The 11950-nt window shown below is 55.6% G+C and carries 15 protein-coding genes; 4 read left to right on the forward strand and 11 right to left on the reverse strand.

Annotated features, from left to right (window positions below; translation table 11 throughout):
• Nucleotides 1-46: 46 nt before the first annotated feature.
• From J9777_RS05955 to J9777_RS05990, 8 genes are all read right to left on the reverse strand, one after another.
• A complete protein-coding gene (locus tag J9777_RS05955) occupies nucleotides 47-742 on the reverse strand; it encodes a glutathione S-transferase family protein (RefSeq protein ID WP_209347831.1) in 696 nt (231 codons plus the stop codon).
• Entirely contained in the window at nucleotides 687-1145 is a 459-nt protein-coding gene (locus J9777_RS05960; protein ID WP_209347832.1) for a hypothetical protein, read from the reverse strand. The genes J9777_RS05955 and J9777_RS05960 overlap by 56 nt, the downstream gene beginning before the upstream one ends.
• 3 nt (nucleotides 1146-1148) lie before the next feature.
• Entirely contained in the window at nucleotides 1149-2276 is a 1128-nt protein-coding gene (gene dnaN, locus J9777_RS05965; RefSeq protein WP_209347833.1) for a DNA polymerase III subunit beta, read from the reverse strand.
• Between the two features lie 156 nt (nucleotides 2277-2432).
• Nucleotides 2433-3185, reverse strand: coding sequence for a 3-oxoacyl-ACP reductase FabG (gene fabG / locus J9777_RS05970; protein WP_209348624.1), 753 nt, complete (start codon nucleotides 3183-3185; stop codon nucleotides 2433-2435).
• 8 nt (nucleotides 3186-3193) lie between these two features.
• On the reverse strand, nucleotides 3194-3610 hold the full coding sequence (locus tag J9777_RS05975; protein WP_209347834.1) for a GNAT family N-acetyltransferase: 417 nt from the start codon (nucleotides 3608-3610) through the stop codon (nucleotides 3194-3196).
• A gap of 24 nt (nucleotides 3611-3634) precedes the next feature.
• Nucleotides 3635-4213: a hypothetical protein gene (locus tag J9777_RS05980; protein ID WP_209347835.1), complete on the reverse strand. Its 579-nt coding sequence runs from the start codon at nucleotides 4211-4213 to the stop codon at nucleotides 3635-3637.
• Nucleotides 4210-5148, reverse strand: coding sequence for an ACP S-malonyltransferase (gene fabD, locus J9777_RS05985; RefSeq protein WP_209347836.1), 939 nt, complete (start codon nucleotides 5146-5148; stop codon nucleotides 4210-4212). The genes J9777_RS05980 and fabD overlap by 4 nt, the downstream gene beginning before the upstream one ends.
• A 54-nt stretch (nucleotides 5149-5202) precedes the next feature.
• Nucleotides 5203-6027 carry an LD-carboxypeptidase gene (locus tag J9777_RS05990; protein WP_209347837.1) on the reverse strand — a complete coding sequence of 275 codons (825 nt, stop codon included), beginning with the start codon at nucleotides 6025-6027 and terminating at the stop codon, nucleotides 5203-5205.
• 53 nt (nucleotides 6028-6080) lie between these two features.
• On the opposite strand from J9777_RS05990, the gene J9777_RS05995 reads away from it, so the two are divergent.
• On the forward strand, nucleotides 6081-7505 hold the full coding sequence (locus J9777_RS05995; protein ID WP_209347838.1) for a Mur ligase family protein: 1425 nt from the start codon (nucleotides 6081-6083) through the stop codon (nucleotides 7503-7505).
• On the opposite strand, the gene J9777_RS06000 is transcribed toward J9777_RS05995, so the two are convergent.
• The 3 genes from J9777_RS06000 to J9777_RS06010 form a co-directional block, all read right to left on the reverse strand.
• Nucleotides 7502-8167 (reverse strand): glutathione S-transferase family protein, encoded by a 666-nt coding sequence (locus J9777_RS06000; RefSeq protein ID WP_245228521.1) that lies wholly within the window; start codon nucleotides 8165-8167, stop codon nucleotides 7502-7504. The two genes, J9777_RS05995 and J9777_RS06000, sit on opposite strands and share 4 nt — an antisense overlap.
• A complete protein-coding gene (locus J9777_RS06005; RefSeq protein WP_209347839.1) occupies nucleotides 8167-9117 on the reverse strand; it encodes a DUF808 domain-containing protein in 951 nt (316 codons plus the stop codon). Before J9777_RS06005 ends, J9777_RS06000 begins: the two co-directional genes overlap by 1 nt.
• A gap of 119 nt (nucleotides 9118-9236) precedes the next feature.
• Nucleotides 9237-10382: a patatin-like phospholipase family protein gene (locus J9777_RS06010; protein ID WP_209347840.1), complete on the reverse strand. Its 1146-nt coding sequence runs from the start codon at nucleotides 10380-10382 to the stop codon at nucleotides 9237-9239.
• Nucleotides 10383-10656: 274 nt separating this feature from the next.
• Here J9777_RS06010 and rpsF point away from each other — a divergent pair, with 274 nt between their 5' ends.
• From rpsF to rplI, 3 genes are read left to right on the forward strand one after another with little or no spacing between them, the layout of a single operon-like run.
• On the forward strand, nucleotides 10657-11022 hold the full coding sequence (gene rpsF / locus J9777_RS06015; protein WP_209347841.1) for a 30S ribosomal protein S6: 366 nt from the start codon (nucleotides 10657-10659) through the stop codon (nucleotides 11020-11022).
• Complete coding sequence (gene rpsR, locus J9777_RS06020; protein ID WP_160614135.1) at nucleotides 11022-11246, forward strand: 30S ribosomal protein S18; 225 nt, start codon at nucleotides 11022-11024, stop codon at nucleotides 11244-11246. Before rpsF ends, rpsR begins: the two co-directional genes overlap by 1 nt.
• An 11-nt stretch (nucleotides 11247-11257) precedes the next feature.
• Nucleotides 11258-11938 (forward strand): 50S ribosomal protein L9, encoded by a 681-nt coding sequence (gene rplI / locus J9777_RS06025; protein ID WP_209347842.1) that lies wholly within the window; start codon nucleotides 11258-11260, stop codon nucleotides 11936-11938.
• Nucleotides 11939-11950: the final 12 nt, after the last annotated feature.

The following is an 11950-nucleotide window of genomic DNA, read 5'->3' on the forward strand; positions in this document are numbered from 1 at the left end:
GAAAGAGCGTAGCGCTTTGAAACCGGCCTTGCGAGGGTGAAATTCGTCAGCCTTCAGTCGCAACTGGCTCATCGGGCCATGCCGTAGCGGCAATCGAGGGACGCGCGCGGCACGATGCCATCCACAGCGGGAGCACCGGCATCTGCGCCATTCCCGCACTGCCTTCAGGCGTCGATTCCACACCGCGAAGAATGCAATAGAGAAAGATATCGGCGAGCGTGAAACCAGCCGATGTCCATGCACCATCTTTCTGAAATTCCAGATCGATGAAGGACAACGTCTTCGCAATATCAGGCAAGGCCTTGGAAATACGTGCTTTGTCGAGGTCCATCTTGGCATAGCGATGCATGATATACGGCATCACCAAGCCGCGTTCAAAGAGCGGAAACAGGTAAGAATTACCAACCGAAATCCACCGCTCCATAGCCGCGCGCTGTGCCGGATCGGAGGGCTGCAAGGCACCTCCATTATGCGCGTTGTCGATATAGGCCGCGATGGAGTGCGTTTCGTAGAGCTCCAACCCATCAATCTCTACCACCGGTACTTTGCCAAAGGGATGGCGATTGGAGGGCGCATGTGCGGGTGTCGGGACCACTTCGTGCGAGAGGCCCGCTTCCTCGCAAACGATCTGGACTACGCGGACGTAGGTTGAGACGACGGGACCAAAGATGCGAACGCTAAACAGTTTATCCAGCCAGCGTGGTGAACTGTCCGCGCGATGCGGCTTCGAGTTTGCGTCCAAACTTAGCGCCAATTCTCAGGCAACCCTTCTCCGGATTGCCTAAGCCCAATAACGTTGTTCCGAGAGCTCCATCTTCCGCGCTAATCTGTGACCATGGTACGAAAATAGGCTCCGAGAACGGCGCCAATATCTTCCATATCTTGATTCTCAAACCCGAGTCGCAAGCTTCCACCCTCAAGCAGTTGCGGAAGTTGACCCCAGTAATGGCAGATCGACCCATTGTGCCAGTGGCCGCCGACCATTTTTCTACTGCCCGGTCATGAGGCTGATCTGGGAAAGCCTCTTCAAGTTTCGCCCATCCCGACATGCGCACAAGCAACTTTGTAACCAGCAGCCACAAGCCCGCAAAGAACACCAGAAAACCGAGGGTCATGCCCATGCCGATTAACCAGCTATTCGCCATGCGCTAAACCCGCATCGGCATCAGAACATACAGCGCCGGGCTTTTGTCATCCTTGCGGATTAGTGTTGGCGCACCAGCATCAGCCAAGTGCAGTTCAACCTCGTCGCTGTCGATCTGGCTCAAAATGTCTTTGAGATAGTTAGCGTTGAAGCCGATCTCGAACCCGTCGGAACCATATTGCGCGGCGACTTCTTCAGTCGCGGTGCCGTTGTCCGGGCTGGTTACCGAGAGAACGACTTTGTCTGTCTCCAGACCCATTTTCACCGCGCGGGTTTTCTCGGTTGCGATAGTCGCAACGCGGTCAACGCCCGCGAAGAAGCTGGTTGGATCGATTTTGAGCAGCTTGTCATTGCCCGTCGGGATCACGCGGCTGTAATCGGGGAAGGTTCCGTCGATCAGTTTAGAGGTCAGTACAACACCGCCCTCACCGCCGAGCGTGAAGCGGATCTTGCTGGCCGACAGGTCGATCTGAACATTGCCGTCAAGCGCTTCTTCAAGCAGCTTGCGCAGTTCCGCCACAGCTTTGCGCGGAACGATCACATCAGGCATGCCTTCGGCACCCTCAGGCTGGTCGATAGTGAAGCGCGCGAGCCGGTGACCGTCAGTCGCAGCAGCTTTCAGAACCGGCTTATCTTCATCTGACACGTGGAAGAAAATGCCGTTGAGGTAATACCGCGTTTCTTCGGTCGAAATCGCAAAGCGCGTCCGGTCAATCAGCTCGGCAAGCAATTTTGCTGGCAGTTCGAAGCTGGTCGGTAGATCACCTTCGACAATCACTGGGAAGTCATCACGCGGCAATGTCGGCAACGAGAAACGGCTGCGGCCTGCTTTGATAGCCATCCGGTTGTCAGCGGCCTCTAGGCTTACCTGGCTGCCCTCTGGCAGTTTGCGCGCAATGTCGAACAGCAAGTGCGCCGAAACGGTAATCGAACCAGCGGTATCGACCGACGCAGCGGTCATATTCTCGATCACTTGCAAATCAAGGTCGGTCGCCATCACTTTGACGGCCCCGCCATCCTCGGCTTCGATCAGCACATTGGACAGGATTGGAATGGTGTTGCGGCGTTCCACCACGGATTGCACGTGGGACAAACAGCGCAGCAGCATAGCGCGTTCGATTGTGGCCTTCATCGCGTATCAATTCCCTATTGCGCGCAATTGGCCGAAATCGCCAGCCAGCGCCGGTAAAGTTGCAAATATCCTTAGCGGTGGAGCGCGATGGGGCAAGGCTGCGCCCTGCCAATATAGCTGGATTGGCCGATTCCTTGGGGATAAACGGATAATTCGTCAGCCAAGCATCGCCATACCGCCATTCACGTGCAGCGTTTGTCCAGTCATGTAACCTGCTTCGTCGGTGGCCAGGTAGGCCACGGCAGCGCCAATGTCTTCGCCCTCGCCCATGCGGCCCATTGGAATACGCGCGTTCAGCGCTTCCTTTTGGGCGTCGGGCAATTCGTCGGTCATCGCCGTGCGGACGAAACCGGGTGAAATGCAGTTCACCGTAATGCCGCGCGTGGCGAGTTCCTGTGCGAGACTTTTGGACATGCCAACCAGGCCAGCCTTCGCCGCGGCGTAGTTCATTTGACCGGGATTGCCGGTGCTACCGACCACGCTAGTGATGTTGATGATACGGCCATGGCGTGCCTTCATCATTGGCCGCGCTGATGCACGCATCAGGCGGAAAGCGGCTTCAAGATTGACCTTTATCACCTGATCCCACTCATCATCCTTCATCCGCATGGCAAGGTTGTCACGCGTGATGCCGGCATTGTTGACGAGGATGTCCATCTTACCGAGCGTATCGACCGTCGCGGGGACGAGCTGCTCAACGCTTTCACTGTCAGACAGGTTGCAAGTAATCTCTACGTGATCGCCACCTACTTCATCGTTGAGCTGTTCACGAAAAACGCGCAATTTATCTCCGTTGGACCCGGACAAGGCCAGCCGCGCGCCCTGCTTCGCCAAGGCATAGGCAATCGCCGAACCGATTCCTCCGCTGGCACCAGTCACAAGGGCAGTTTTTCCGTTAAGATCGAACATCATTTTTCTCACCATTCCAGATAATAGATTAGCGCGGGTTCGCCCGTCGCTCCGGTTTTCTCGTATAGACGCTGTGCGGGCACATTGTCAGCCTCTGTGCCAAGCCATATCTCTTCAATCCCCGCTTCATCCGCACGCACGAAGACAGCTTCCATCAATTTGGAAGCGATACCCTGCCTCAACCAGTGGTCACCGGTGCCGATTTCATCGAGGTAGAGCTCGGTCTCTTTGTCGGGATGATGATGTACAACGCACATGCATTGGCCAACAACGGTGCCATCCGTGATAGCTACGACCATCCAGTTGTGGGGATTGGCGAGATATTGGCTGAGCCGGTCGGGCCTGATCGGCTCATCAAAAACACCGTCTGCAACTTTGCCCAGCAGATCGCAGTTCGTGCCGTCTATCCAAACAATCTGAACCATGCTGCCCGTCATCCGCGCTTGCTCTTATAGTGCTGAGAACTCTGCCAAGGCTCTACGCCGTGCGACCACCATCGCCAGTAGCGCACCGACAGCCTCGACCGTGTCGTCATCGCTCAAAGGATCCAACTTCATCAGTGTCGCGCCTAGGAAAAGAATGTCTTCCTCATTTATGCTAGACTCACTTTCGATTCCTTCAACATCGGAGGCCGCGCCAATAATTTTCCATATGCGGTCGCGTTCTCCGGCGGGCAACTCGCTATCCACGCGATCGACAATGGAGCTAGCGCTGGGCGAGAATAGACGCAGCGCCCGCTCGTCGATCATGGTGGTCGCATAGTCGAACGCTGCGTCAGCCGCCGCATCGGACCAGCCATTTTGGTCACCACATGCGAGAATTCGATCAGATACCGCATCGATCATGGGCGCTTGACGCTCAAGATCCTCCATACCTTTGGTGGTAAAACCACTTTGATAGGTATCGAGCACTTTTTGCTGCTCCGCACTATAGCCGGTTAGTCCGCAATCAATGTTGTCCGCGGCGAAAGCAGCCGGGGAGACCAGTAGCGTACCGGCAGCGACTAAGCTCTTCGCATATTTAATCACGACAATTCCTGAGCCAGCGCTTCAATGTCGGCCATTGTAATGACGCTGGTAACTGCTGCTTCGCGATCAATCCGGCCAATCATCGGACCAAGGACTTTGCCACCCATTTCTACAAATTGCTCAACGCCATCAGCACGCATCGCCAACACACTTTCCCGCCAACGAACGCGGCCGGTGACTTGCTCGACCAGCAAGCGCTGCTCTTCGCTCGGGTCTTCGACTTTGGAGGCAGTGACATTGGCGTAGATCGGCAGCGCCATGCTTTCAGGAGATGTTTCCGCAAGCGCCTCAGCCATAGCATCAGCAGCGGGTTGCATCAGCGAGCAATGGAACGGCGCCGAAACCGGCAATGGAATGCCTCGCTTGATGCCGTGCTCTTTAACCAAACCGACGGCGCGCTCGATTGCACCGACATGGCCCGAAAGCACGACTTGAGTGGGATCATTGTCATTGGCGAGTTCACACACCTCACCCTCGGCAGCTGCCCCTGCCAAGGCCAGTGCTTTTTCGACATCGGCGCCCAGCAGAGCGCACATCGCGCCGACGCCAACCGGCACTGCAGCCTGCATCGCCTTGCCGCGCAACTTCAGCAAACATGCCGTGTCACCCAATGAGAACGCACCGACGGCGCATAGCGCTGTATATTCACCGAGCGAATGCCCCGCCACGCAATCGCCAACGGATGACAAGGCGACATCGAAATCTTCTTCGAGAACACGCAATGTCGCAATGGCATTGGCCATGATCGCCGGCTGCGCATTTGCCGTCAGGGTCAGTTCTTCTTCGGGGCCATCGCGCATGATGGTCGAAAGGTTCTGCGAGAGGGCATCATCGACTTCCTCAAATACCGCACGCGCTGTTGCACTGGCATCGGCCAATTCCGCGCCCATGCCGACTTTCTGGCTGCCCTGTCCGGGAAAAACAAATGCTCTCATTGAAACCTCCTGTCGCGAGGCGGCAAATGCGCCCTCGTCAATATGCTGCGCGGATTATGCGCCTGCCACGCTTCCCGCAAGTCCGAAGGGCACGATTGTGTTGGCTGCATCGTGACCAATATCTGCGAAACCGAGATAGGGGATACCCGATTTCTCACACCAATATCGGGCAATATCCTCGGAGCTTGAACCGAATGGTCGATCATTCTCCGGCACGGCAGAAATGCGCCCGAGCCGAATACCCGCGATATCCCGCAAATTCTGAGTGATGTGGAAGAACAACCGATCGACCGCGTAAAGATGCTCGGCCACCTCCTCCACCATTACCACATGATCGGTAAGGTCGGGCATCAGGTCGGTACCGACGAGCATGGCAAGCGTTGTAAGATTGAAGGCAGCAGTTTTTTTGTCGCCGATGGATGGCTCCAAGCCTATTCTGTCCCCCTTCAGCCAATCCAAACTACGCCGGATCGCCTGTTCACCGCCATCATGTTTGATATCGCCAACCATAGGACCATGCACGGCTTTGCCGATGCCAGCTTTGTAGAGGGCCGCGAGCAAATAGCCGGTGTCGGAATAGCCAAGGAACGTCTTGCTCCGCGCAGCGTCATTCATCCCTGCAATCGCGGCCGCAGCAATGCGGTTTGCGCCATAACCGCCCATTGCGAACCACACTGCGCAGATGTCTGGATCGTTCGCGCATTCGAGCAATGCCGAGAGCCGCGTCGCATCATCGCCCGCGAAATGCCCGTGTCGTTCAAAGCATTGCTTGTGGAAATTCAGCTCAATATCCGGATCGTCCGCAACCAGATCGCACACCGCATCGGCATGTTCGCGTTCCAGCCGTTTTCCCGGCGCGCATATCGCAACTTTTACCATCGCATCACTTAGCCTGCTTGCAAGCAGTCGCACAACTGCATACCGCACCGCACATGAGCGAATTCCCCACTTACGAAGAGCTTTTGGCTCGTCCGTTCTTTTTCTGCGGCATAGGCGGATCAGGCATGTTGCCCCTCGCCCAGATTCTGAAAGGCCGCGGCGCGACCGTGGCCGGATCGGATCGAAGCAACGATCAAGGCCGCACGCCAGAAAAGTTTGCTGCACTAGAAAAACAAGGGTTCGCGCTACATCCGCAAGACGGCAGCGGTCTGGTTTCGCCAGATCAGATTTTGGTCGCCTCGGCAGCAGTCGAAGATACAGTTCCTGAAGTCGTTCGCGCAAACAAGCTCGGCTGCCTTCGCATGAGCCGCGCCGAATTGCTCTCTATCCTGTTCAATACATCGGGCGCTGGCATCGCGATTGGTGGCACAAGCGGCAAGTCGACCGTTACAGGTATGCTCGGCTGGATCATGCATGCAACCAGCAACGACCCGACAATTATGAACGGCGCGGTGATGAAGAACTTTGTAACCGAAGATCGCCCCTTCGCCAGCGCAATTGTCGGCGGTCCCGGCGCATTCGTCAGCGAAGTCGATGAGAGCGACGGTTCAATCGCTCTGTACCGGCCAGCCGTGGGCATCCTCCTCAATGTCAGTCTCGACCATAAAAGCATGGAAGAACTACGCGTATTGTTTGGCGATTACCTCGCCCGCAGCGGAGTGGCTGTGATCAACGCCGATGATGCAGAGGCGCTTGCCCTGTTGCCGCGCGCGAAGGAAGCCATCACCTTCGGAATTGACCAGGACAAGGCACAGATCGGTATCACACGCGGCAGCATCGCCGACGGTCCCATTCGCCAAGCTGCAACAGTAATTGACCGTCATGATGGCAGCGAACATCCACTGATCCTCAATCTGCCAGGACGCCACAATCTTTCGAATGCACTCGCTGCAATTTCCGGCGCGGTTGCTGCTGGCGTTCCAGTTGGCAAAGCTGTCGCCGCGCTGGCCAGCTTTGCAGGGTTAGCACGCCGTTTCGACATTATCGGCACCAGCGAAAACGGCGTCACCGTAATCGATGATTTCGGACACAATCCTGAGAAATGCGCCGCAACTCTGCGTACACTCAAAACCCATGAGGGCCGCGTAATCGCCTTCTTCCAGCCACACGGTTACGGCCCGCTTCGCCAGATGGGTCATGAATTGGCTGAAACCTTCGCGCGCGAGCTGGGCCCCGACGACATCACCATTATGTGCGACCCGGTCTATTTTGGCGGCACCGTCGACCGCAGCGTTGGCAGCGAGCGCATCGTCGAACTGATCGAAGACGCGGGCGGACTGGCTGATCATGTTCCTTCGCGAGAGGATTGCGGGAAGCTGATCGCATCCATTGCAAAACCGGGCGACCGGATTGTGGTGATGGGTGCACGCGATGATACGCTAACGAAATTTGCGGGCGAGCTGCTTGCTAAACTTTAGTCGATTGCTGGCTTGGTCCCCGTCTCATCGGAGACGGCTTTTTCCAACTCAATAGCGGCAGTAAATCCTGCGCGATTTGTTAGCAGGTCGAGATACTCGACCAAGCGCGGGTTCAAATACTCGGCCAGACCGATACGGTTCGCGAGATACAAAGCATAGCCAACACAGATATCAGCCACCGTGAAGCGGTCGGCGCATAGAAATTCTCGCTCATCAAGTCGCTCTTCAACCTTGATCAGACGCTTACCAAACCACCTTGCATAGGCGTGGCCAGCTTCTTCAAGTCCTTTATCCTTCTCGAACTTCGCGAAGCGCAAATAGACCGTCTGCGGGAAAGTGATCGTCGCATCGGCGTGGTGTGTGAAGTCGAGATATTCTGCGTAGTCTTGCTCATCTGGCTGGACTACCAGCTCCGGGACTCCGCTCTTCACCGCCAGATAATGCGCAATCGCGCAGCTTTCAGTCATCCGGTTGTCACCATCGACCAGCATCGGGATTGTGCCAAGGGGGTTGATCTCGAGATAGTCCGGCTTCCGAAAGCGCGGCGGAAATGGCAGCATCTGCAAGTCCAGATCGATGCCCGCCTCGCATGCTGCCCAAGTCGCTCGCAATCCGCGCGATCCCTGACAAGTGTAAAGCGTTGGCATCCAGTTGCCGGCCATCAATGCGCCTCTTCGCTATGACCGATCTTCAGCACCTTGTGCAGCACAAACACGATCACGCCGCCAGCGATCAGCCCAACCAGCGCAGAGATGCTCGCATAAGTCAGCCAACCGAGAATACCGCCCAATCCGCCAGTAAGTTCCTCGACACCATGCTGCAATCCGTGACTAAAGTCTGACAGATTATGCAGGCCAATCTCGTGCAGACCGTGGATCAAAATACCGCCGCCAACCCACAGCATCGCTATGGTGCCAATGAAGGACAACGCAACCAGCAACTTCGGCATCGCAGCAAGCAGAAAGCGCCCGACGTTCTGCGACGCAACCGATGCCTTTTGCGACAGGTGCAGTCCAACATCATCCATCTTCACGATCAGCGCAACCGCGCCGTAAACGACGATGGTAATGACCAAACCAACCAGTGCCAGCACACCGGCCCGGGTAATCAAATCTTCCGCTGCCACTTCATTGAGCGTGATTGCCATGATCTCTGCCGAGAGGATCAGGTCGGTCCGCACGGCGCCGGAAATCCGCTTTTTTTCGAACTCGGCCGGATCTTTGATATCGTCTTCAAGCGTCTCGCCATGTTTCTCGCCCCCGAGTTTTTCAATGACCTTTTCGGCGCCCTCGTAAGACAAGTAACACCCGCCCAGCATCAGTATGAAAATAATCGCTGACGGTAAGAATTCGCTCAACAGCAACGCCCCCGGCAGGAGGATCAGCAGCTTGTTCTTGAGACTGCCCTTGGTGATTTGCCAAATAATCGGCAGTTCGCGCGCAGGGCTGAGTCCGGTGACATAGGATGGGGTAACTGCGGCATCATCAATTACCACGCCCGCGGCTTTCGTACCGGCCTTACTCGCAGCTACGCCTATATCATCGATAGAGGCCGCCGCAGTCCGGGCGATTATGGAAATGTCGTCGAGAAGGGCTACCAAACCGCCTGGCACGTGGGAATTCTCCGCTAATTGAAGGTCAGAGGACCGTCTAACCTTCAATCAGCGATTTGGCGAGTGCCCGCGCGATTGCCCGCGCCGGTACAAGTCCAGGCACAAATTCAGGCACAAGCTTAGGCGAACAGCGACGCTAACCAGGATTTGCGTGCTGGGCTCTTCTCTGCCTGAGCAGATTCTTCAAAAGCGAGCGGATTGGGGTTGTTCCAATACTCGTAAACCGCATCAACGATCACATCCCACTCATCGGTCTGCACAAACTTGGCGACTGCTTCTTCCAGCACACCAATGTCCTGCCAATTGTCGAGCGCGTATGCTTGCTCAAGATCAAGGTTTGCGCGGATATAGCGATCACCCAGCATGCGCTTGGCATATTGCTCGCACGACGCGGCAGATGCTGTCAGCGCAGCTTCGATTAAAGGTGCAGCAGGAACTTTGCCATTGTCGCGCGACGACGGACGCAGCCATTGCCATGCGCCCCAGCAATCAGCCTGTCCGACATCCCCGGGATTGATACCTTGGCGGGTCTTGCCAGTACCGATCGACAGCACCCGCATATCGGAAACATCTGCTCCGAAATTCTCAACTGCATAGGATACCGCAGATGCCGACGGATTGTTGGCGAACAGCCCGCCATCGGCGAAATACCCCCATTCCTTGCTCGCTGGCGAAACCGGCTCATGCGGCGGGAAATATGTTGGCGCAGCGCCTGAGCACATTGCTGCATCGACCATATGCATGTCTGCGAAAGGATCATTACGGCCGCTGCCAATCATAACCGGCGACCACTGGCCTTCCCATTCAGACCACAATTGCAGCGAGTTCACCACAACTTGTGCACCCGACATCGGCAATTCGCTCAATTTGGCAGCGCCAAAGATACGTCCGAGTTCGCTGCGGAGATTGTCCGGTTTGTATTTTGCTTGGAAGATTGACTTGATTGACTCACCTGACCCGCCGACACTGTCTACGGTTACGGCATCAATCGCTTGCTGTTCTTCTGCACTGAACGGGTTGGCGCAATTCCAATCCATTGGCGCTTCTTCAAAGATCGTGCTGCCTTTGGTTTGATACATCTCGATAATCGTATCGAGCGGCACATCATCAGCCAGAGCCAATGCCAGGAACGAACCAGTCGATGTTCCGGCGAACATATTGGTGCCCTTCACCAATTCACCATTGGGGTCGAGTTCCTTCAACAGAAGCGCGGAGACCAATCCGCGGATACCGCCACCGTCAAAAGCGATAATCTTGTAAGCCATGTCAGTAAGATCCCGTCATTCAGAGTTTGAACAATGCCCTTATTGCTGATTCGGAATTTTACTTATTGTACTGAACGGACATCAGCGGTTGAATTTGTTAACTATTTCTCGATTTTTCCGCTGTTGGATCTTTGCTTTATCGCCTTGCATTCCCCGTAAATCCCGCTATGTGCGCGCTTCGCTGTTTAATACGGTGAACCGAAGAAAGCCGGAGGGGCCCCGCAATACCGCGGATCAGCCAGCGATCGGCATTACAATATGAAGGAACGAGAGCATGGCTCATTATGAGCATGTATTTCTCGCACGTCAGGATTTGAGCCAAGCTCAAGTAGACGCGCTGGCCGCATCGGCCACAGAAATTATCGAAGCAAATGACGGCAAAGTCACCAAGACCGAAACTTGGGGCCTGAAAAATCTTGCCTACAAGATTGACCGCAACCGCAAAGCGCATTTCGTGCTGCTCAACATCGATGGCCCAGGCTCCGTTGTTGCAGAACTCGAACGCCAAACCCGCATCAACGAAGACGTGATCCGTTACATGACGATCCGTATGGATGAGCCTGAGGAAGGCCCATCGGTAATGATGCGCAAAAATGACCGCGACCGTAAGAAACGGTCTGACCGTGAGGAGCGCAGCTAATGGCACGTCCTTTCTTCCGCCGCCGCAAGACCTGCCCGTTTTCGGGTAAGGGTGCACCTGTGATCGATTATAAAGACGTTCGTCTGCTGCAGGGCTTCATGTCCGAGCGTGGCAAGATCGTCCCTAGCCGTATCACCGCCGTATCCGCCAAAAAGCAGCGCGAGCTGGCCAAGGCGATCAAGCGCGCACGCCACATCGGCCTGCTGCCCTACATCGTTAAGTAAGGAGAAGATCCATGGATATTATTCTCCTCGAACGTATCGAGAAGCTTGGCACAATCGGTGACGTTGTCACTGTGAAGGACGGCTATGCCCGTAACTTCCTGCTGCCTAACAAGAAAGCCCTGCGCGCCAATGCGGCAAACAAGGCTGTCTTCGAAGCAAACCGCGAACGTCTTGAAAAAGAGAATGCCGAGAAAGCTGCCGAAGCAGCCAAAACCGGTGAAAAGGTTGATGGCGCAGAAGTCGTCTTGATCCGCGCATCGTCGAACTCCGGCCAGCTTTATGGCTCGGTTACCGTTCGCGATATCGTTGAAGGTCTGGCTGCCCAAGGTCACGAAGTGACTAAGAAGCAAGTCATCCTTGGTCATCCGATCAAGACCATCGGCATGTTTGACGTAATGGTACGTCTGCACGCTGAAGTCGACGTGACGGTAAAGGCCAATGTGGCCCGCTCTGACGATGAAGCCGAGCTGCAAAGCCAAGGCATCGACGTTCTCGCGCAGATGTTCGAAGACGAGCAGAAGGAAATCGAGGAAGCGGCGGCTGCCAATACGCCAAACCGCGACCCGAGCCTTGAGCCAGGTGAAATCCCTGCTGACATGCTCGACGATGGCGTTGCCGAGAAAATTGCTGCAGAGGCTGAAGCCGAAGCTAGTGATGAGGCTGCTGCCGAAGAAGAGAAGTCGGAAGACTAATCCTTCTCACGC

The organism is Pontixanthobacter sp. CEM42, assembly GCF_017812015.1.
Taxonomy (GTDB): domain Bacteria; phylum Pseudomonadota; class Alphaproteobacteria; order Sphingomonadales; family Sphingomonadaceae; genus Pontixanthobacter.